This window comes from Streptomyces sp. NPDC012474, assembly GCF_042955185.1.
Classification (GTDB): Bacteria; Actinomycetota; Actinomycetes; order Streptomycetales; family Streptomycetaceae; genus Streptomyces; species Streptomyces cahuitamycinicus.
Window position 1 is genome coordinate 138149 of sequence record NZ_JBIBEP010000003.1, and the last position, 21635, is coordinate 159783.

The following is a 21635-nucleotide window of genomic DNA, read 5'->3' on the forward strand; positions in this document are numbered from 1 at the left end:
GGGGCCACACGTCATGGGACTCGAAGAAAAGCTGCCGAGCGGCTTCCTGCTGACCACCGTCGAGCAGGCCGCGGGCTGGGTGCGCAAGTCGTCCGTCTTCCCCGCCACCTTCGGCCTCGCCTGCTGTGCCATCGAGATGATGACCACCGGCGCCGGCCGCTACGACCTGGCGCGCTTCGGCATGGAGGTCTTCCGTGGCTCGCCGCGCCAGGCGGACCTGATGATCGTCGCCGGCCGGGTGAGCCAGAAGATGGCGCCGGTGCTGCGGCAGGTCTACGACCAGATGCCGAACCCCAAGTGGGTGATCTCCATGGGGGTCTGCGCCTCCTCGGGCGGCATGTTCAACAACTACGCCATCGTCCAGGGCGTCGACCACATCGTGCCGGTCGACATCTATCTCCCCGGCTGCCCGCCCCGGCCGGAGATGCTGCTGGACGCGATTCTCAAGCTCCACGAGAAGATCCAGTCCTCCAAGCTCGGCGTGAACGCCGAGGAAGCGGCCCGCGAGGCGGAGGAGGCGGCGCTCAAGGCCCTGCCCACGATCGAGATGAAGGGGCTGCTGCGGTGAGCGACGCGAACGGCAACGGTGTCAACCCCGAGAAGGACCTGTCGGCCTCCAACCTCCCCGGCCAGCGCGGCCAGGGCGGCGAGGAGATCCGCGTCCAGCGCGGCATGTTCGGCGCGAACAGCGGCGGCGACACCTCCGGTTACGGCGGCCTGGTCCGCTCGGTCCGGCTCCCTGGACCGGCGGCCCGTCCCTACGGCGGCTGGTTCGACGAGGTGGCCGACGAACTCGAAGGGGCCCTGGAGGAGCAGGGCCTGCTCCCGGACAACGCGATCGGGAAGACGGTCGTCGACCGCGACGAGCTGACCTTCCACATCGAGCGCGAGCACCTCGTCCTCATCGCCCGCACGCTGCGCGACGACCCGGCCCTGCGCTTCGAGCTGTGCACCGGCGTCAGCGGCGTGCACTACCCGAACGACAAGGGCCGCGAGCTGCACGCCGTCTACCACCTGCGCTCGATCACTCACAACCGGGTGATCCGCCTGGAGGTCAGCGCCCCTGACAGCGACCCGCACATCCCGTCGCTGTTCGAGGTCTACCCGACGAACGACTGGCACGAGCGCGAGACGTACGACTTCTTCGGAATCGTCTTCGACGGCCACCCGGCCCTGACGCGGATCATGATGCCGGACGACTGGCAGGGCTTTCCGCAGCGCAAGGACTACTCCCTCGGCGGCATCCCCGTCGAGTACAAGGGCGCCCAGATCCCGGCTCCGGACCAGCGGAGGTCGTACTCATGAGCACTTCCCACGCCTCCCCTCGGGAGACCACCGAGGGCACCGTCTACACCGTCACCGGCGGCGACTGGGACGAGGTCGTCGAGTCGGCCGCCCGCACCGACGACGAGCGCATCGTCGTCAACATGGGCCCGCAGCACCCGTCCACCCACGGCGTGCTCCGCCTGATCCTGGAGATCGACGGCGAGACCGTCACCGAGGCGCGCTGCGGAATCGGTTACCTGCACACCGGCATCGAGAAGAACCTCGAGTACCGGACGTGGACGCAGGGCACCACGTTCGTGACGCGCATGGACTACCTGACGTCGTTCTTCAACGAGACGGCGTACTGCCTCGGCGTCGAGAAGCTCCTCGGCATCGAGGACCAGATCCCCGACCGCGCTTCGATCATCCGCGTGCTCCTGATGGAGCTGAACCGGCTCTCCTCGCACCTGGTGTGTATCGCCACCGGCGGCATGGAGCTCGGCGCCACCACGGTCATGATCTACGGATTCCGTGATCGTGAACTCATTCTCGACATCTACGAGCTGATCACCGGCCTGCGGATGAACCACGCGTACATCCGCCCCGGCGGACTCGCCCAGGACCTGCCGCCCGGCGCGGTGGACCAGATTCGCGAGTTCGTGAAGAAGATGAAGAAGAACCTCCCGGAGTACGACAAGCTCGCCACCGGGAACCCCATCTTCAAGGCCCGTATGCAGGACGTCGGCTACCTCGACCTGGCCGGCTGCATGGCCCTCGGCGCGACGGGCCCGATCCTGCGCTCCACCGGCCTGCCGCACGACCTGCGCAAGGCCCAGCCGTACTGCGGCTACGAGAACTACGACTTCGAGATCCCGACCGCCGACACCTGCGACTCCTACGGCCGCTTCCTGATCCGGCTGGAGGAGATGCGCCAGTCCCTCAGGATCGTCGAGCAGTGCCTGGACCGGCTCCAGCCCGGCCCGGTCATGGTCGCCGACAAGAAGATCGCCTGGCCCGCACAGCTCGCCCTGGGCCCCGACGGCCTCGGCAACTCCCTCGACCACATCAAGAAGATCATGGGCACCTCCATGGAGGCCCTGATCCACCACTTCAAACTGGTCACCGAGGGCTTCCGCGTCCCGCCCGGACAGACGTACGCGGCGGTCGAGTCGCCCAAGGGCGAACTCGGGGTGCATGTCGTCTCCGACGGCGGCACCCGCCCCTACCGGGTCCACTTCCGCGACCCGTCCTTCACCAACCTGCAGGCCATGGCGGCGATGTGCGAGGGCGGCCAGGTCGCCGACGTCATCGTCGCCGTAGCGTCCATCGACCCCGTGATGGGAGGCGTCGACCGGTGACCACCTCTTCTTCCGAGCGGGGCGTCAGCCTGGGCATGCCCGAACTGCCCGCACCCGCCTACCCGGACGACGTCCGGGCCCGTCTGGAGACCGACGCGCGCGAGATCATCGCCCGCTACCCGGACTCCCGGTCCGCCCTCCTGCCGCTGCTGCACCTCGTGCAGGCGGAGGAAGGGCATGTGACCCGCACCGGCATGCGATTCTGCGCGGACGTGCTCGGCCTGACCACGGCCGAGGTCACCGCGGTGGCCACCTTCTACACCATGTACCGCCGTCGGCCGAGCGGTGACTACCAGGTGGGGGTGTGCACCAACACCCTGTGCGCCGTGATGGGCGGGGACGCGATCTTCGAGGAGCTCCAGGAGCACCTCGGGGTCGGCAACGGCGAGACCACCGGCGACGGCAAGGTCACCCTGGAGCACATCGAGTGCAACGCGGCCTGCGACTTCGCGCCGGTCGTGATGGTCAACTGGGAGTTCTTCGACAACCAGACCCCGGCCAGCGCCAAGAGCCTCGTCGACGACCTGCGCGCGGGACGGCCGGTGACGCCCACCCGCGGGGCGCGCATGTGCACCTTCAAGGAGACCGCCCGGGTCCTGGCCGGCTTCCCCGACGAGCGGGACGGGGCCGTGGAGTCCGGGGGCAGCGCGGGACCCGCCTCCCTGGTCGGCCTGAAGCTCGCCAAGGGGGAGGTCTCCGCCGCGCGCGTGGTGCACCCGCGCGGTGAGGCGGCCCGGACGGGGGCACCGCACGAGCCGTCGCCGACGGAGCACTTGAGCTCGCACGACGCGCCGCAGGACACGTCGGCCTCCGACCCGGCCCACCCGGCCGGGCCCACCGCCGAGGAGGGGGAGTGATGACCTTGGCACCCGAGCTGAAAGACATGAGCCCCGAGAAGCTGCTCGCACCGGTGCTGTCGGCCTTCTGGGACGAGGACAGGTCCTGGACGCTGGACGTGTACCGGCGGCACGACGGGTACGAAGGGCTGCGCAAGGCGCTCGCCATGACGCCGGACGACCTGATCGCGTACGTCAAGGACTCCGGTCTGCGCGGGCGCGGCGGCGCGGGATTCCCCACCGGGATGAAGTGGCAGTTCATCCCCCAGGGGGACGGCAAGCCGCACTATCTTGTTGTCAACGCCGACGAGTCGGAGCCCGGGACGTGCAAGGACATCCCGCTCCTCTTCGCGAACCCGCACAGCCTCATCGAGGGCATGATCATCGCGTGCTACGCCATCAGGTCGTCGCACGCCTTCATCTACCTGCGTGGTGAAGTCGTCCCCGTGCTGCGGCGGTTGCACTCGGCCGTGCGCGAGGCGTACGAGGCCGGCTTCCTCGGCGAGAACATCCTGGACAGCGGGCTCGACCTCGACATCACCGTGCACGCGGGCGCGGGCGCGTACATCTGCGGTGAGGAGACCGCACTGCTGGACTCGCTCGAAGGCCGCCGGGGCCAGCCGCGGCTTCGTCCCCCCTTCCCTGCCGTCGCGGGCCTCTACGCGTGCCCGACTGTGGTGAACAACGTCGAATCGATCGCGTCGGTTCCCGCGATCCTGCAGCGGGGCAAGGAATGGTTCCGGTCGATGGGGAGTGAGAAGTCGCCCGGCTTCACGCTCTACTCCCTCAGCGGCCATGTCGCCAGCCCCGGCCAGTACGAGGCGCCGCTCGGGATCACGCTCCGCCAGCTCCTCGACATGAGCGGCGGCATGCGCCCCGGGCACCGCCTCAAGTTCTGGACGCCGGGCGGCTCCTCGACCCCGATGTTCACCGACGAGCATCTCGACGTCCCTCTTGACTACGAAGGAGTGGGCGCCGCGGGTTCCATGCTCGGCACGAAAGCTCTCCAGTGCTTCGACGAGACGACCTGCGTGGTCCGTGCCGTCACCCGCTGGACCGAGTTCTACGCCCACGAGTCCTGCGGCAAGTGCACGCCCTGCCGCGAAGGGACCTACTGGCTCGTGCAGTTGCTGCGCGACATCGAGGCCGGCAAGGGACAGATGTCCGACCTCGACAAGCTGAACGACATCGCCGACAACATCAACGGCAAGTCCTTCTGCGCCCTCGGCGACGGTGCCGCCTCGCCGATCTTCTCCTCGCTGAAGTACTTCCGCGAGGAGTACGAGCAGCACATCACGGGCCGGGGCTGTCCCTTCGACCCGGCCAAGTCCACGGCTTGGGCCGACCGCACGGAGGTGAACGCATGACCGTGACCACCAACGCTCCCTCAGGCGGGGGAGAGGCGGCGGTCCCGCCGGAGGACCTCGTGTCGCTGACGATCGACGGCGCCGAGATCAGCGTGCCCAAGGGCACCCTGGTCATCCGGGCCGCCGAACAGCTCGGCATCGAGATCCCCCGGTTCTGCGACCACCCCCTCCTGGACCCGGCCGGCGCCTGTCGCCAGTGCATCGTCGAGGTCGAGGGCCAGCGCAAGCCGATGGCGTCCTGCACCATCACCTGCACCGACGGCATGGTGGTCAAGACCCACCTCACCTCCCCGGTCGCCGAGAAGGCCCAGAAGGGTGTGATGGAGCTCCTGCTCATCAACCACCCGCTGGACTGCCCGGTCTGCGACAAGGGCGGCGAGTGCCCGCTGCAGAACCAGGCCATGTCGCACGGCGACGCCGACTCCCGCTTCGAGGGCCGCAAGCGGACCTACGAGAAGCCCGTCCCGATCTCCACGCAGGTGCTGCTGGACCGCGAGCGGTGCGTGCTGTGCGCCCGCTGCACCCGGTTCTCCAACCAGGTCGCGGGCGACCCGATGATCGAGCTGATCGAGCGGGGCGCCCTCCAGCAGGTCGGCACCGGTGAGGGCGACCCCTTCGAGTCGTACTTCTCCGGCAACACCATCCAGATCTGCCCGGTCGGCGCGCTGACCTCGGCGGCGTACCGATTCCGCTCCCGCCCCTTCGACCTGGTCTCCTCCCCGTCGGTGTGCGAGCACTGCTCCGGCGGCTGCGCCACGCGCACCGACCACCGGCGCGGCAAGGTCATGCGGCGGCTCGCGGCGAACGACCCCGAGGTCAACGAGGAGTGGATCTGCGACAAGGGGCGGTTCGGGTTCCGGTACGCGCAGCAGCGCGACCGGCTCCAGACGCCGCTGGTGCGCAACGCCGAGGGCGAGCTGGAGCCCGCCTCCTGGCCCGAGGCGCTGCAGATCGCGGCCCAGGGGCTGCTGGCCTCCCGGGGCCGCACCGGAGTCCTGACCGGCGGCCGCCTCACCGTCGAGGACGCCTACGCGTACAGCAAGTTCGCACGCGTGGCCCTCGACACCAACGACATCGACTTCCGCGCGCGCGTGCACAGCAGCGAGGAGGCCGATTTCCTCGCAGCTGAGATCGCCGGGCGCGGCCGGGACCTCGACGGCACGGGCGTCACCTACACCGCGCTGGAGAAGGCACCGGCCGTCCTGCTGGTCGGGTTCGAGGCGGAGGAGGAGGCGCCCGGCGTCTTCCTGCGGCTGCGCAAGGCCTGGCGTGGGCACGGGCAGAAGGTCTACTCCCTGGCCACGCACGCCACGCGCGGTCTGGAGAAGGCCGGGGGCACGCTGCTGCCGGCGGCTCCCGGCACGGAGACCGAGTGGCTGGACGCGCTCGCGAACGGGGCAGGCCTGGAGGACGACGGTGCGCTCGCCGCCGAGGCGCTGCGCACCGAGGGCGCGATGATCGTCGTCGGCGAGCGGCTGGCCGCCGTGGCCGGCGGGCTCACCGCCGCCGCGCGCACCGCCTCCGCGACCGGTGCCGGGCTGGTGTGGATCCCGCGCCGGGCCGGGGAACGCGGTGCGATCGAGGCGGGCGCGCTGCCGTCGCTGCTGCCGGGCGGGCGCCCGGCCACCGACCCCCGCGCGCGTGACGAGGTCGCCGCCCTCTGGGGCGTCGCCGGACTCCCGCACCGCTACGGCCGCGACACCGGCCAGATGGTGGAGGCCGCGGCGACCGGAGAGCTCCAGGCCCTGCTCGTGGCGGGCGTGGAGATCGCCGACCTGCCCGACCCGGCACGCGCGCGTGCGGCGCTGGACGAGGTGGGCTTCCTCGTCTCGCTGGAACTGCGGCCGAGCGAGATCAGCCGCAAGGCCGATGTCGTCCTGCCCGTGGCCGCGGTCGCCGAGAAGGCCGGCACCTTCCTCAACTGGGAAGGCCGCCTCCGCTTCTTCGAGTCCGCGCTCAAGCCCGACCAGATGACCCGCCGCCCGGCACCCACCGACGCGCGGGTGCTGCAGATGCTGGCCGACGCCATGGACGTCCACCTCGGACTGCCCGATCTGCGCACCGTGCGCGGCGAGATCGACCGGCTCGGCGCCTGGGGCGGCCCGCGGGCCGGCGACCCCCTGGAGACCGCGGCCGCGCTGCCGCGGCCCGCCGCCGGGGAAGCCGTACTGGCGGGGCACCGGCTGCTGCTCGACCAGGGCCTCCTCCAGCAGGGCGACGAGGCACTCGCCGGCACGCGGCACGCGGCACGCGCGCGTGTGTCGGCCCCGACGGCCGCCGAGGCGGGCGTCAAGGACGGCGATCTGCTCGCGGTGACCGGTCCGCAGGGAGTCGTGGAACTCCCGCTCCAGATCACCGACATGCCCGACCGGGTGGTGTGGCTGCCGCTCAACTCCACCGGCGGCGGCGTCGCCTCCGACACCGGGGCGCGGCCCGGCTCCCTCGTCCGCATCGGTCCGGCGACACTCGCCGGCGAGGCCCCCAAGGAGGTGGAGGCATGAGCCCGTACCTCGCCGCTGAAGACCTCTCGATGTTCGGCACCGACCCCTGGTGGCTGGTCGTCATCAAGGCGGTGTTCTGCTTCGCCTTCCTGATGGTGACCGTGCTGGTCTCCATCGTCATGGAGCGCAAGGTCGTCGCCTGGATGCAGCTGCGCATCGGCCCCAACCGGCACGGCCCGTGGGGCATGCTCCAGTCACTCGCCGACGGTATCAAGCTGATGCTGAAGGAGGACGTGATCGTCAAGCGCGCGGACAAGGTGGTGTACGTCCTCGCGCCGGTCATCGCGGCCATCCCGGCCTTCATGGCGATCGCGGTGATCCCCTTCGGTCCGGCCGGCAACGAGATCTCGATCTTCGGCCAGCGCACCACGATGCAGCTCACCGACCTGCCGATCGCGCTGCTCTACATCCTCGCGGTCGCCTCGGTCGGCATCTACGGCATCGTGCTGGCGGGCTGGAGCTCCGGCTCGACGTACCCGCTGCTGGGCGGCCTGCGCTCGTGCGCGCAGATGATCTCGTACGAGATCGCGATGGGCGCCGCCTTCGCCTCCGTGTTCCTCTACTCGGGGTCGATGTCGACCTCGGCGATCGTCGAGCAGCAGGCCGACCGCTGGTACATCGTGCTGCTGCCGGTCTCCTTCATCATCTACATCGTGACGATGGTCGGAGAGACCAACCGCGCCCCCTTCGACATGCCCGAGTCCGAGGGCGACCTGGTCGGCGGCTTCAACACCGAGTACTCGTCGATCAAGTTCGCGATGTTCATGCTCGCCGAGTACGTCAACATGGTGACCGTCTCGGCCGTCGCCACCACGCTGTTCCTCGGCGGCTGGCGCGCCCCCTGGCCCATCAGCACCTTCTGGGAGGGCGCCAACCACGGCTGGTGGCCGCTGCTCTGGTTCACGGTCAAGGTCCAGCTGCTGTTGTTCATGTTCATCTGGATCCGCGGCACCCTCCCGCGCGTCCGCTACGACCAGCTGATGAAGCTCGGCTGGAAGGTCCTCATCCCGGTCTCGCTGGTCTGGCTGATGCTCGTCGCCACTGTCAGGGCCTTCCGCAACGAGGGCTACGACTTCGCCGACATCGCCCTCTACGTGGGCGGCGGCGTGCTCGCCCTGCTGCTGCTCTCCTTCGTCGCCGACATGTTCCGCGAGAAGGCCAAGAAGGCCGAACCGCCGGCCGAGACCCCGGCCGCCTTCGACCCGATGGCGGGCGGGTTCCCCGTACCGCCGCTGCCCGGACAGGAACTACCGCCGGTCCCGCGCCGCCGCTCGCACCGTGAGCGGGAGCTGATTGTCAGTGGTGGGCCCGATACTCAGAGTGACGGATCTCTGGGCGGAACTACGGATGGAAAGGAGGCGTCCGATGACTGAGGAACCCAAGGACACCAAGCCCGGTTTCCAGAACCCCGTGGCCGGCTTCGGCGTGACCTTCAAGGCCATGTTCAAGAAGCGTCTGACCGAGCAGTACCCGGAGCAGCAGAAGACCACGGCTCCGCGCTTCCACGGACGGCACCAGCTCAACCGCCATCCGGACGGCTTGGAGAAGTGCGTCGGCTGTGAACTGTGCGCATGGGCCTGCCCCGCCGACGCGATCTACGTGGAGGGCGCGGACAACACCGACGAGGAGCGCTACTCGCCGGGCGAGCGGTACGGCCGCGTCTACCAGATCAACTACGCCCGCTGCATCCTGTGCGGCCTGTGCATCGAGGCCTGCCCCACCCGCGCGCTCACGATGACCAACGAGTTCGAGCTGGCCGACTCCAGCCGGGCCAACCTCATCTACACCAAGGAGCAGCTGCTCGCCGGTCTCGAGGAGGGCATGGTCGACTCGCCCCACGCCATCTACCCCGGGACGGACGAGCAGGACTACTACCGGGGCCTGGTGACGGAAGCGGCGCCCGGCACCGAGCAGCAGGTCGCCCACTCCAAGGGCGAGGTCGTGCAGGAGGCCGACTCGACCTTCGGCGAGACGGAACCGGCGTCGGGGAAGGCGGTCGGCCGATGACCACCCAGCTCGCCGCCTACTCCACCTCCACCGCGGAGGCCGTCCAGTTCTGGATCCTCGGCACCGTCGCGGTGATCGGCGCCCTGTGCACCATCCTCATGAAGAGGGCCGTGCACAGCGCGCTCTGCCTCGCCGGCACCATGATCATCCTGGCGGTGTTCTACCTCGCCAACGGCGCCTACTTCCTGGGCGTCGTCCAGATCATCGTCTACACCGGCGCGATCATGATGCTGTTCCTGTTCGTGGTGATGCTCGTCGGCGTCACCGCGGCGGACTCCCTGAAGGAGACCATCAAGGGCCAGCGCTGGCTGGCCCTGCTGTGCGGACTCGGCTTCGGCATCCTGCTGGTCGCCGGGATCGGCAACGCGTCCCTGACGGAGTTCAACGGCATCGGCCAGGCGAACGCCGGGGGCAACGTGGAGGGCCTCGCCGCCCTCCTCTTCACCAGGTACGTCTTCGCGTTCGAGATCACCGGCGCCCTGCTCATCACGGCCGCGGTCGGCGCCATGGTGCTCACCCACCGCGAGCGCACCGAGCGGGCCAAGACGCAGCGGGAGCTCGCCGAGGAGCGGGTGCGCGCGGGCAAGCAGCTCCCGCCGCTGCCGGCGCCCGGGGTGTACGCCCGGCACAACGCGGTCGACATCGCGGGCCTGCTGCCCGACGGCACCCCGTCCGACCTCACCGTCAGCAAGACCCTGCGCGAGCGCGGCCAGATCCGCGACGTGTCGCAGGAGGCGCTCAACGACCTCAAGGCCCTGGAACAGCGGTCCGAGGAGCGGCTGGAGCGCAGGGCGGTCGGGCCGGCGAAGTTCCAGCGGTCCGAGGAGGCGTCGAAGTGAACCCCGTCAACTACCTCTATCTCGCGGCCCTGTTGTTCACGATCGGCGCCACCGGCGTGCTCATCAGGCGCAACGCGATCGTCGTGTTCATGTGCATCGAGCTCATGCTCAACGCCTGCAACCTCGCGTTCGTCGCCTTCTCCCGGATGCACGGCAACCTCGACGGCCAGGTCATCGCCTTCTTCACGATGGTCGTCGCCGCCGCCGAGGTCGTGGTCGGGCTCGCGATCATCGTGTCCCTGTTCCGTGCCCGCCACTCGGCCTCGGTCGACGACGCCAGCCTGATGAAGCTGTAAGGGGTCGGAAGAATCGTGGAGAACCTCATTGCGCTGCTGGTGGCGGCGCCTCTGCTCGGAGCGGCGGTCCTGCTGTGCGGCGGGCGGCGGCTGGACGCCGTCGGCCACTGGCTCGGCACCCTGCTCTCGGCCGTCTCCTTCGTGCTCGGCCTGGTGCTGTTCACCGACATGCTGGGCCGGGACGCCGAGAACCGCGTCCTGAGCCAGCACCTGTTCAGCTGGATCCCGGTCGAGGGCTTCCAGGCGGACGTCGCCTTCCAGCTCGACCAGCTGTCCATGACGTTCGTGCTGCTGATCACGGGCGTCGGATCGCTGATCCACCTGTACTCCGTCGGGTACATGGAGCACGACGAGCGGCGCCGCCGCTTCTTCGGCTATCTGAACCTGTTCCTCGCGGCGATGCTGATCCTCGTCCTCGCCGACAACTACCTGCTGCTGTACGTCGGCTGGGAGGGCGTCGGTCTCGCCTCCTACCTGCTGATCGGCTTCTGGCAGCACAAGCCCAGCGCCGCCACGGCAGCGAAGAAGGCCTTCCTGGTCAACCGCGTCGGCGACATGGGCCTGTCCATCGCGATCATGCTGATGTTCCTGTGGTTCGGCACGTTCGCCTTCGGGCCGGTGCTCGGCGGCCACGGGGAGGCCGGTCTCGCCGGTGCCGCCGGTGAGGACAAGCTGACCGCGATCGCGCTGATGCTGCTCCTCGCCGCCTGCGGCAAGTCCGCCCAGGTGCCCCTGCAGTCCTGGCTCGGGGACGCGATGGAGGGCCCGACCCCGGTCTCGGCCCTCATCCACGCCGCGACGATGGTGACGGCGGGCGTCTACCTGATCGTCCGCTCCGCGGCCGTCTTCAACGGCGCCCCCGATGCTCAGCTGGTCGTCACCATCGTCGGCGCGGTCACGCTCCTGTTCGGTGCGATCGTCGGTTGCGCGAAGGACGACATCAAGAAGGCCCTGGCCGGCTCGACCATGTCGCAGATCGGCTACATGATCCTCGCCGCCGGCCTCGGCCCCATCGGCTACGTCTTCGCGATCATGCACCTGGTGACGCACGGCTTCTTCAAGGCCGGACTGTTCCTCGGCGCCGGCTCGGTCATGCACGGCATGAACGACGAGGTCGACATGCGCCGCTACGGCGGACTGCGGAAGTACATGCCCGTCACCTTCGTCACCTTCGGCCTCGGCTACCTGGCCATCATCGGCTTCCCGGGCCTGTCCGGGTTCTTCTCCAAGGACAAGATCATCGAGGCGGCGTTCGCCAAGGGCGGGACCGAGGGCTGGATCCTCGGCGCCTGCGCCCTGCTCGGCGCGGCCATCACCGCGTTCTACATGACGCGCGTGATGCTGATGACGTTCTTCGGCGAGGAGCGCTGGCGCAACGCCCCGACGCCGTCCCCGGCCGAGCACAGCGCGGAACCCGCCGCCGAGACGCGCGGCGAGTACACCCCGCCGCATCCGCACGAGTCGCCCAAGGTCATGACGATCCCGATGATCGTGCTGGCCGTCGGGTCGGTCGCCGGCGGTGCGTTCTTCAGCATCGGCGACCGGTTCATGCACTGGCTGGAGCCGATCACCGGGCACAGCCACGGCAACCCGCCGATCAGCGCGGGCGTGGTCACCGGCGCGACCGTGGCGTGCATGGTCATCGGTGTGGCCATCGCCTGGGCCCAGTACGGCCGCCGTCCGGTCCCGGCCGTCGCCCCGCGCGGCTCGCTGCTCACCCGGGCCGCCCGGCGCGACCTGCTCCAGGACGACTTCAACCACGTCGTCCTGGTCCGCGGCGGCGAGCACCTCACGCGGTCCCTGGTCTACGTCGACCACACCCTGGTCGACGGCGTCGTCAACGGCACGGCGGCCTCGGTCGGCGGCCTCTCCGGGCGGATGCGCAAGCTGCAGAACGGCTTCGCCCGCTCCTACGCGGTCTCGATGTTCGGGGGTGCGGCGGTCATCGTCGCCGTGACCCTGCTGATGAGGGCGGTCTGATACCGATGTCCTTTCCTCTGCTGACAGTGACAGCGGCGCTCCCGGCCGTCGGGGCGATCGCAACGGCCGCCGTACCGGCCGCCAAGCGCACCGCGGCCAAGTGGCTGGCGCTGCTCTTCTCGCTCGCCACGCTCGTCCTGGCGATCGTCGTCCTGGTCCGCTTCGACCCGGGCGGCGACCGCTACCAGCTCACCGAGTCGCACGCCTGGATCGCTGACTTCGGCGTCCGCTACGAGCTGGGTGTGGACGGCATCGGGGTGGCGCTGGTCGCGCTGACCGCACTGCTGATCCCGTTCATCATCCTCGCGGGCTGGCACGACGCCGACCCCCTGGAGACCGGCAGCAGCCGCTGGCGGCCGACGCAGGGCTTCTTCGCCCTGATCCTCGCCGTCGAGGCGATGGTGATCCTCTCCTTCGAGGCCACCGACGTCTTCCTCTTCTACATCTTCTTCGAAGCCATGCTGATCCCGATGTACTTCCTCATCGGCGGCTTCGGCGACCGTGCCCACGAGCACGGCGAGAAGGCGGCGGCGACACAACGCTCGTACGCCGCGGTGAAGTTCCTCCTCTACAACCTGGCCGGCGGTCTGATCATGCTGGCGGCGGTGATCGGCCTGTACGTGGTCGCCGGGAACTTCTCGCTCCAGGAGATCGCCGAGGCCCGCGCCAACGGCACGCTCGACATGGCGACCGGCACCGAACGCTGGCTGTTCCTCGGCTTCTTCTTCGCCTTCGCGGTGAAGGCGCCGCTGTGGCCGCTGCACACCTGGCTGCCCAACGCCATGCAGGAGTCCACCGCACCGGTCGCCGTGCTCATCACGGCGGTCGTCGACAAGGTGGGCACCTTCGCCATGCTCCGCTTCTGCCTCCAGCTGTTCCCGGAGGCCAGCAAGTGGGCCACGCCCGCCATCCTCGTCCTGGCCCTGATCAGCATCATCTACGGGGCGCTGCTCGCGGTCGGCCAGCGGGACATCAAGCGGCTGATCGCCTACGCGTCGATCTCCCACTTCGGCTTCATCATCATGGGCATCTTCGCGATGACCAGCCAGGGCCAGTCCGGGGCGACGCTCTACATGATCAACCACGGCATCTCGACGGCCGCGCTGATGCTGGTGGCGGGCTTCCTGATCTCCCGGCGCGGCTCGCGGCTCATCGCCGACTACGGCGGAGTGCAGAAGGTCGCCCCGGTGCTCGCCGGCACGTTCCTGATCGGCAGCCTCGCGACCCTGTCCCTGCCGGGGCTGGCGCCGTTCGTCAGTGAGTTCCTGGTCCTGGTCGGCACGTTCACGCGCTACCCGGTGATCGGCATCATCGCCACCTTCGGCATCGTCCTCGCCGCGCTCTACACCCTCGTCCTCTACCAGCGGACGATGACGGGCCCGGTGAAACCGGAGGTCTCCGCGATGCCGGACCTCCGGGTCCGTGAGCTCGTGGTCGTCGCCCCGCTGGTCGCCCTGCTGATCTTCCTGGGTGTCTACCCGAAGCCCGTCACACAGATCATCGACCCGGCGGTCAAACAGACCATGTCCGACGTACAGAAGAAGGACCCCCAGCCCGAGGTGGAGGCGGCCAAGTGAGCGCAACAGCCGTCCACAGCCTGTGGACAACCGCGGCCGACCCGATCACCAAGATCGACGCGCCGAAGATCGAGTACGGACAGTTGTCGCCGACCCTGATCGTCGTCGGTGCGGCGATCATCGGGATCCTGATCGAGGCGTTCGTTCCGCGAAAGTCGCGCTACTACGCCCAGATGTTCGTGTCCGTCGTCGCTCTCGTCGCCGCCTTCGCCGCGGTCGTGGCGCTCGCGGCCGGCGGGTACGGCACGACCAAGGCGCACATCGCGGCGATGGGCGCGATCGCCGTCGACGGGCCCGCCCTGTTCCTGCAGGGCACCATTCTGCTGTCGGCGCTGGTGGGCCTGTTCACCTTCGCCGAGCGACGCCTCGACCCCGAGGCGCACGGCAACCGCGTCGACTCCTTCGCCGCGCAGGCCGCGTCCGTGCCGGGCAGTGAGAGCGAGAAGGCCGCGGTCAAGGCCGGGTTCACCACCACCGAGGTGTTCCCGCTGCTGCTGTTCGCGGTCGCCGGCATGCTGGTCTTCCCGGCGGCCAACGACCTGCTGACGCTGTTCGTGGCGCTGGAGGTCCTCTCCCTCCCGCTGTACCTGCTGTGCGCGCTGGCCCGCCGCAAGCGGCTCATGTCGCAGGAGGCGGCGGTCAAGTACTTCCTGCTCGGCGCCTTCGCCTCCGCGTTCACCCTGTTCGGCATCGCGCTGCTCTACGGCTACGCGGGCTCGATGTCGTACGCGACGATCGCGCAGGTCGTCGACGGCACCGTGCAGGACGTCAACCCGGCGCTCGCCGACACCATGGGCAACGACGCGCTGCTGCTGATCGGCGCCGCGCTGCTGGTGATGGGGCTGCTGTTCAAGGTGGGCGCGGTGCCGTTCCACATGTGGACGCCGGACGTGTACCAGGGCGCGCCGACGCCCGTGACCGGCTTCATGGCGGCGGCGACGAAGGTGGCGGCGTTCGGCGCGCTGCTGCGGCTGCTGTACGTCGTGCTGCCGGGCCTGCGCTGGGACTGGCAGCCGGTCATGTGGGCCGTGGCCATCGTCACCATGCTGGGTGGTGCGATCGTCGCGATCACGCAGACCGACATCAAGCGGCTGCTGGCGTACTCGTCGATCGCCCACGCCGGGTTCATCCTGGCGGGTGTCATCGCGACCACGCCCGACGGAGTCTCGTCGGTGCTGTTCTACCTGGCGGCGTACTCGTTCGTCACGATCGGCGCCTTCGCGGTGGTGACCCTGGTCCGCGACGCGGGCGGTGAGGCGACCCACCTGTCCAAGTGGGCGGGGCTCGGGCGCAGGTCCCCGCTGGTGGCGGCGGTGTTCGCGGTGTTCCTGCTGGCCTTCGCGGGCATCCCGCTGACGTCCGGCTTCGCCGGCAAGTTCGCCGTGTTCAAGGCGGCGGCGGAGGGCGGGGCCGCCCCGCTCGTCGTGATCGGTGTGATCTCGTCGGCGATCGCGGCGTTCTTCTACATCCGCGTCATCGTGCTGATGTTCTTCAGCGAGCCGCGGCCGGAGGGCCCGACGGTGGCCGTGCCGTCGCCCCTGACGATGACGGCGATCGGTGTGGGTGTGGCGGTCACGCTGGTGCTCGGTGTGGCGCCGCAGTACTTCCTGGATCTGGCGGGGCAGGCGGGGGTGTTCGTTCGCTGACGCTGACGCCGCTCAGGGGTCCTTACACGAAGGCCGCGGCCCGGTACCTCCGTCCAGGGGTACCGGGCCGCGGCTCGTCCAGGCTCACTGCGTCCTGTCCCGGCGCGCCCGGATCTGAGTGAGGTCCAGGTCCGCCGGGAACGGAACGTCCACCTTCATCCGCTCGCGGAAGATGTTGATGCCGGTGTAGGCGCCCGTGGTCGGCTCCAGCTCGAAGACATGCACCGCAGCGCGCCCGTCCTCGTTCTCGACCCGCCAGTAGTGCGGGATCTTGGCCCGCGCGTACTTCAGCGGCTTGGTCTCGCGGTCGCGGGAGACGGAGTCCTCGGACACGACCTCGATGGCCAGGAGGACAGCGCCCGCGGGAAACCGGGTCTGATCAGGGTCTTCCACTACTTCCCCGCGCACCACGACAACATCCGGCTCGGGGCGGTTCTGGCGGTCGAGGTCGATGGTGAACTCGCGGAACACCTCGAGATCGGCGGGCGCCAGAGACTGCAGCTGCCACTTGAAGAAGTCGATGGCACGCTCGTGAAAGATGGTCTGCGGACTCACGAAGACGAGGCTCCCGTCGATCAGCTCCGTGTGCGGAGGGAGATTCGGGAGGCGGTCCAGATCGTCGGCGGTCCAGCCGCCTTCCGGCGGGGTCGGCCAGGTGGGCTTGGACGCCTTCGGTGCGACGCTCATCAGTGCTCCCATGGGACGGAGTCTCGCGGGCGCATTCAGACTATCCGCCGGAATCGGGGAGGCCTCCCGCGAACGTGTGAACGACGATCGTGTCCTTGACGCAGCTGTACGGGGCGGACCTGTGGATAACTCCGGGGCTGTCGGTGTGGGCGCCTATGGTGGACGCAGTGGTCGAAGCGCGACGCACGGGGGACGCAACGATGGGCGCGACGGGCGGGACAGGTGTGATGACGGAACTGGACGCGGTGACCGGAGCCGGGGTGACCGGGGCCGGGATCGGCGCGGGCGGCGGCTCCGCCGGGCTCCTCGGCGCCGACGCGAGCGAGGCGCTGGCCGCGCTGACCCGGGTCTTCGGCTACGACGCCTTCCGCGGTGAGCAGGAAGCCGTCATCGACCATGTCGTGGCGGGCGGCGACGCCGTCGTGCTCATGCCGACCGGCGGTGGCAAGTCGCTGTGCTACCAGATCCCGTCCCTGGTCAGGCCGGGTACGGGGGTGGTCGTCTCCCCGCTCATCGCCCTGATGCAAGACCAGGTGGACGCGCTGCGGGCGCTGGGCGTGCGGGCCGGCTTCATGAACTCCACGCAGGACTTCGACGAGCGCCGGATGGTGGAGGCCGAGTTCCTCGCCGGCGAGCTGGACCTGCTGTACCTGGCGCCGGAGCGGCTGCGGCTGGAGAGCTCGCTCGATCTGCTCTCCCGCGGGAAGATCTCCCTCTTCGCGATCGACGAGGCGCACTGCGTCTCCCAGTGGGGCCACGACTTCCGGCCCGACTACCTGGCGCTGTCCCTGCTCGGCGAGCGCTGGCCGGACGTGCCGCGGATCGCGCTGACGGCGACGGCCACCCACGCGACGCACCAGGAGATCACCGAGCGGCTGAACATGCCGACGGCCCGCCACTTCGTGGCGAGCTTCGACCGGCCCAACATCCAGTACCGGATCGTGCCCAAGGCCGACCCGAAGAAGCAGCTGCTGAGCTTCCTGCGCGAGGAGCACGCGGGCGACGCGGGCATCGTCTACTGCCTGTCGCGCAACTCGGTCGAGAAGACCGCGGAGTTCCTCAGCCGCAACGGCATCGAGGCGGTGCCGTACCACGCGGGGCTTGATGCGGGGACGCGCGCGGCCCACCAGTCCCGCTTCCTGCGGGAGGACGGCCTGGTCGTGGTGGCGACCATCGCCTTCGGCATGGGCATCGACAAGCCGGACGTCCGTTTCGTCGCCCACCTTGACCTTCCCAAGTCGGTCGAGGGCTACTACCAGGAGACGGGCCGGGCCGGCCGCGACGGGCTGCCGTCGACGGCCTGGATGGCCTACGGGCTGAACGACGTCATCCAGCAGCGCAAGCTGATCCAGTCCGGCGAGGGTGACGAGGCCTTCCGGCGCCGGGCCCAGGCCCACCTGGACTCGATGCTGGCGCTGTGCGAGACGGCCCAGTGCCGCCGGGGCCAGCTCCTCGCCTACTTCGGCCAGGACCCGGACGCGCCCCGCTGCGGCAACTGCGACACGTGCCTGACCCCGCCGGAGACCTGGGACGGCACCGTCGCGGCGCAGAAGGCGCTGTCCACGGTGGTCCGGCTGCAGCGGGAGCGCGGGCAGAAGTTCGGCGCGGTGCAGATCGTCGACATCCTGCTGGGGAAGCGGACCGCCAAGGTCATCCAGTTCGACCACGACCAGCTGTCCGTGTTCGGCATCGGCGAGGAGCTCACCGAGGGCGAATGGCGGGGTGTCATCCGCCAGTTGCTCGCGCAGGGCCTGCTCGCGGTGGAGGGCGAGTACGGCACGCTGGTGCTGACCGAGGCCAGCGGGGCGGTGCTGCGGCGGGAGCGGGACGTGCCGCTGCGCAAGGAGCCGAAGAAGCCGGTGACCTCCCGGTCGGGGTCCTCGTCCGCCGGCTCCGGGCGGGGCGAGCGCAAGGGCAAGGCGGTTGCCGCAGAGCTGCCCGAGGAACTGCTGCCGGCCTTCGAGGCGCTGCGCGCCTGGCGCGCCGAGCAGGCTCGTGAGCAGGGCGTCCCGGCGTATGTGATCTTCCACGACGCCACACTGCGGGAGATCGCCACGGTGTGGCCGACGTCGGTGGGGGAGCTCGGCGGGATCAGCGGGGTCGGCGAGAAGAAGCTCACCACGTACGGGGAGGGTGTGCTGGAGGTGCTCGCGTCGCTGGGCGCACCGGCAGACGCGGCTCCGGGAGCGGACGTGGCTCCGGCAGCGGGCCCGGCTTCGGGAGCGGGCGTGGCTCGGGCAGCGGGCCCGGCTTCGGCCAAGACCCCTGCTCTCATCCCTGGTCAGGACGCGGGCGATCCGGACTACTGGCCGGAGATGGACGCGGAGCCGGAGCCCGACGACTGGATATGAGGGCCGGGCTCCGGCCAGGTCACCGGGACCGGGGAGCCGGACCGGTCACAACGCCCGTCCCGCATACGCCCTGACATCCGCGTCGGAGTCCGTCGTCGCCGTGGCGAGAGCCGCCCGGGCCTCCTTGGTGGCGCGGTGCCGGGTCAGTGCCAGGACGGCGGCCTTGCGGACATCGGCGTTGGAGTCCGCCAGAGCCTTCGCGAGGGCCGGGACGGCCACGTCGGGGTCGGCCACGGACAGTGCCGCGGCGGCTCCGGCCCGCACCTGCCAGGCCGGTTCGGACAGGGCGGCCACGGCACGTGAGGTGAGGGGCGCCGGGCAGCCGGTGGTGCCCAGCGCTCCGTAGGCCGCTGCGCGCACCAGGGCATCGGGGTCGTCCAGGAGCCCGGCGAGGGCGGCTTCGACCGCGTCGGCGTCGGGCGCGGCGTCGGGCTCGGTGTCTGGATCGGCGTGGGGCTCGGTGTCTGGATCGGCGTGGGGATCGGCGTCGGCCGGGGCGCGATCCGCCGGCCGCTCGGCACTCACGGTGGCCAGGCCCTTGGCGATCGCGACGCGGACCTCGCGGGACGGGTCGCCGACCGCGGCACGGGCCAGTTCGCCTGCCGCGTCGACCGACACCAGGGCGCGTACGGCCTCGATGCGGACGGCGATGTCGGAGTCGGCGAGGGAGTCCGCGAAGAGGGCGGCGTCTCCGAGGCGCAGGGCGCGCAGGACGTCCAGGGCGCCGGAGCGGACCACCGGGTCCGGCTCCGCCAGGGCGGCGGCGAGGCCGTCGCGCAGGTCGGGTTCTGCCGGGAGCGTCTCGACGAGCTCGCGCAGTGACGCGGCCGCGGCGGCACGCACCTCCGCGGCGGTGTCGCGCAGGGCGGAAGCGAGGGCGGTGCCCGTCCCCGGCGGGAGCGTCTCGGTGAGCACGGCGACGGCCTCGCGGCGGACAGCGGCCGCGGGGTCGGTCAAGTACGGCTGAAGGACTTCGAGTTCGGGCTCCTCCTCGGCGAGGGCGACGAGTTCGAGGAGACGGGCTGAGGACTGCTCGCCGGAAGGCGCGGTGGCCGAGAGCTGCGGTGCCGGAGTCCGCTTCGGCTCCGCAGCCCCTGCCAGGGCCGCGACCGGCGCCACGTCCCGCGAGCCCGCCGTGGCCACATCCTCGGCGTGGACCTCGCCGAGAGCACGGGACGGGCCGCCGACGGGGTCGAAACCGTCGACCGGAACGAGATAGGGAGCCACGGGCCGGGCCGTGAACTCCATCGCACCAGAGGGGGACTTGTGCAGATCGAGATGGTGGAACCAGGACGCGTCGTCGCGCCGCGGGTGGTCGAGGCGGTCGTGGTAGAGGCCCCAGCGGGACTCCGTACGGGCCAGGGAGGAGCGCGCGGCCATCTCCGCGCAGTCGCGGATGAAGGTGACCTCGGCGCAGCGCATCAGCTCGTGCGCGGTGCGGGCACCCATCTCGGCGATGTCGGCGCGCATCCGCTCGAAGGCCTCCAGGGCCAGCGACAGCCGGGCGCCGGACTTGGGCGGGGCCACGTAGTCGTTCACGAAGCGGCGCAGCTTGTACTCGACCTGGGGCTGCGGCGGGCCGTCGGGGTTGCGCAGCGGACGGTAGATCAGCTCGTGTGCCTCGCGCAGCTGATCACCCGGCAACTCCCCTTCGTACGCCGGATACTGGGAGGCGTCCGCGCCCGCGAGGTCGCCGAAGACGAACGCGCCGATCATGTAGTTGTGCGGGACGCACGCCAGGTCGCCGGCCGCGTACAGCCGGGGCACGGTCGTGCGGGCGTGGTCGTCCACGCGGACACCGGAGGCGGAGTGGCCGCCGCACAGGCCGATCTCGGAGATGTGCATCTCGATGTCGTGGCTGCGGTAGTCGTGGCCGCGGCCGGAGTGGAAGGTGCCGCGGGTGGGGCGCTCGGTGGAGTGCAGGATCGTCTCCAGGGCCGAGACCGACTCCTCGGGGAGATGGCTCAGCTTCAGGTAGACCGGGCCACGGTCGGAGGCGACCTCCGCCGCGAACTCGGCCATCATCTGGCCCGACCAGTAGTCGGAGTCGACGAAGCGTTCACCGTGCCGGTTGACCTGGTAGCCGCCGAAGGGGTTGGCGACGTAGGCGCAGGCCGGGCCGTTGTAGTCCTTGATCAGCGGGTTGATCTGGAAGCACTCGATGCCGGTGAGCTCGGCGCCCGCGTGGTAGGCCATGGCGTAGCCGTCGCCCGCGTTGGTGGGATTCTCGTAGGTGCCGTAGAGGTAGCCGGAGGCGGGCAGGCCGAGGCGACCGCAGGCGCCCGTCGCGAGGATCACCGCGCCCGCGCGGACCTGGACGAACTGCCCGGTGCGGGTGTTGAAGCCGGCCGCCCCCACGGCCCGCCCGCCGGCGGTGAGGACACGCACCGGCATGACCCGGTTCTCGATGCGGATCCTTTCCCGCATCTCGCGCCGCCGCAGCCGCCGGTACAGGACCTTCTTGACGTCCTTGCCCTCCGGCATCGGCAGCACGTAGGAGCCGGAGCGGTGCACCTGGCGGACGGAGTAGTCGCCGTGCTCGTCCTTCTCGAACTTCACGCCGTAGGACTCCAGCCGCTGCACCATGCCGAAGCCGCGGGTGGCGGTCTGACGGACGGTGGACTGGTCGACGATGCCGTCGTTGGCCCGGGTGATCTCGGCGACGTAGTCGTCGGGTTCGGCCCGGCCCGGGATGACCGCGTTGTTGACGCCGTCCATGCCCATGGCGAGCGCGCCGGAGTGACGGACGTGCGCCTTCTCCAGCAGCAGCACGTTCGCGCCGTGCTCGGCGGCGGTCAGGGCCGCCATGGTGCCGGCGGTGCCGCCGCCGATGACGAGGACGTCGCAGGCCAGTTCCTCGGCGTCGGCGATGGTCGGGACGGCCAGGGGGGTGTCCCGAGGGGGGTTCACGAAGGTGGTCACCG

Annotated in this window: 16 protein-coding genes; 14 read left to right on the forward strand and 2 right to left on the reverse strand. The window is 70.2% G+C overall.

The genetic code is table 11. The features are described 5' to 3' along the window. The first annotated feature begins 13 nt into the window (after positions 1-13). The 13 genes from ACFY9S_RS08770 to nuoN are packed head-to-tail and all read left to right on the forward strand — an operon-like array spanning position 14 to position 15673. Entirely contained in the window at positions 14-568 is a 555-nt protein-coding gene (locus ACFY9S_RS08770; protein ID WP_102909137.1) for an NADH-quinone oxidoreductase subunit B family protein, read from the forward strand. Continuing rightward, positions 565-1305: an NADH-quinone oxidoreductase subunit C gene (locus ACFY9S_RS08775; protein ID WP_391124608.1), complete on the forward strand. Its 741-nt coding sequence runs from the start codon at positions 565-567 to the stop codon at positions 1303-1305. Before ACFY9S_RS08770 ends, ACFY9S_RS08775 begins: the two co-directional genes overlap by 4 nt. After that, entirely contained in the window at positions 1302-2624 is a 1323-nt protein-coding gene (locus ACFY9S_RS08780; RefSeq protein ID WP_391124609.1) for an NADH-quinone oxidoreductase subunit D, read from the forward strand. The genes ACFY9S_RS08775 and ACFY9S_RS08780 overlap by 4 nt, the downstream gene beginning before the upstream one ends. After that, a complete protein-coding gene (nuoE, locus tag ACFY9S_RS08785) occupies positions 2621-3481 on the forward strand; it encodes an NADH-quinone oxidoreductase subunit NuoE (protein WP_391124612.1) in 861 nt (286 codons plus the stop codon). The genes ACFY9S_RS08780 and nuoE overlap by 4 nt, the downstream gene beginning before the upstream one ends. After that, on the forward strand, positions 3481-4827 hold the full coding sequence (nuoF, locus tag ACFY9S_RS08790; RefSeq protein WP_102909133.1) for an NADH-quinone oxidoreductase subunit NuoF: 1347 nt from the start codon (positions 3481-3483) through the stop codon (positions 4825-4827). The genes nuoE and nuoF overlap by 1 nt, the downstream gene beginning before the upstream one ends. Next, on the forward strand, positions 4824-7328 hold the full coding sequence (locus ACFY9S_RS08795) for an NADH-quinone oxidoreductase subunit G (RefSeq protein WP_391124615.1): 2505 nt from the start codon (positions 4824-4826) through the stop codon (positions 7326-7328). The genes nuoF and ACFY9S_RS08795 overlap by 4 nt, the downstream gene beginning before the upstream one ends. Continuing rightward, positions 7325-8701 (forward strand): NADH-quinone oxidoreductase subunit NuoH, encoded by a 1377-nt coding sequence (nuoH, locus tag ACFY9S_RS08800; protein ID WP_391124618.1) that lies wholly within the window; start codon positions 7325-7327, stop codon positions 8699-8701. The genes ACFY9S_RS08795 and nuoH overlap by 4 nt, the downstream gene beginning before the upstream one ends. Then, positions 8694-9335, forward strand: a complete 642-nt coding sequence (gene nuoI / locus ACFY9S_RS08805) for an NADH-quinone oxidoreductase subunit NuoI (RefSeq protein WP_102909130.1) — start codon at positions 8694-8696, stop codon at positions 9333-9335. Before nuoH ends, nuoI begins: the two co-directional genes overlap by 8 nt. Continuing rightward, positions 9332-10174, forward strand: coding sequence for an NADH-quinone oxidoreductase subunit J (locus ACFY9S_RS08810; protein ID WP_391124621.1), 843 nt, complete (start codon positions 9332-9334; stop codon positions 10172-10174). Before nuoI ends, ACFY9S_RS08810 begins: the two co-directional genes overlap by 4 nt. Then, complete coding sequence (nuoK, locus tag ACFY9S_RS08815) at positions 10171-10470, forward strand: NADH-quinone oxidoreductase subunit NuoK (protein ID WP_031141126.1); 300 nt, start codon at positions 10171-10173, stop codon at positions 10468-10470. Before ACFY9S_RS08810 ends, nuoK begins: the two co-directional genes overlap by 4 nt. A 15-nt stretch (positions 10471-10485) precedes the next feature. Beyond that, positions 10486-12450 carry an NADH-quinone oxidoreductase subunit L gene (gene nuoL / locus ACFY9S_RS08820; protein WP_391124625.1) on the forward strand — a complete coding sequence of 655 codons (1965 nt, stop codon included), beginning with the start codon at positions 10486-10488 and terminating at the stop codon, positions 12448-12450. Positions 12451-12455: 5 nt separating this feature from the next. Further along, the gene (locus tag ACFY9S_RS08825; RefSeq protein ID WP_391124628.1) at positions 12456-14027 is read left to right on the forward strand and encodes an NADH-quinone oxidoreductase subunit M; all 1572 of its coding nucleotides are present in this window, start codon (positions 12456-12458) and stop codon (positions 14025-14027) included. Next, positions 14024-15673, forward strand: a complete 1650-nt coding sequence (gene nuoN / locus ACFY9S_RS08830) for an NADH-quinone oxidoreductase subunit NuoN (RefSeq protein WP_102909126.1) — start codon at positions 14024-14026, stop codon at positions 15671-15673. The genes ACFY9S_RS08825 and nuoN overlap by 4 nt, the downstream gene beginning before the upstream one ends. 84 nt (positions 15674-15757) lie before the next feature. On the opposite strand, the gene ACFY9S_RS08835 is transcribed toward nuoN, so the two are convergent. Continuing rightward, the gene (locus ACFY9S_RS08835) at positions 15758-16360 is read right to left on the reverse strand and encodes a Uma2 family endonuclease (protein WP_391124631.1); all 603 of its coding nucleotides are present in this window, start codon (positions 16358-16360) and stop codon (positions 15758-15760) included. Between the two features lie 227 nt (positions 16361-16587). Here ACFY9S_RS08835 and recQ point away from each other — a divergent pair, with 227 nt between their 5' ends. Further along, positions 16588-18711: a DNA helicase RecQ gene (recQ, locus tag ACFY9S_RS08840; RefSeq protein ID WP_391124634.1), complete on the forward strand. Its 2124-nt coding sequence runs from the start codon at positions 16588-16590 to the stop codon at positions 18709-18711. A 45-nt stretch (positions 18712-18756) separates the two neighbouring features. On the opposite strand, the gene ACFY9S_RS08845 is transcribed toward recQ, so the two are convergent. After that, a complete protein-coding gene (locus ACFY9S_RS08845; protein WP_391124636.1) occupies positions 18757-21633 on the reverse strand; it encodes a fumarate reductase/succinate dehydrogenase flavoprotein subunit in 2877 nt (958 codons plus the stop codon). Between the last annotated feature and the right edge of the window lie 2 nt (positions 21634-21635).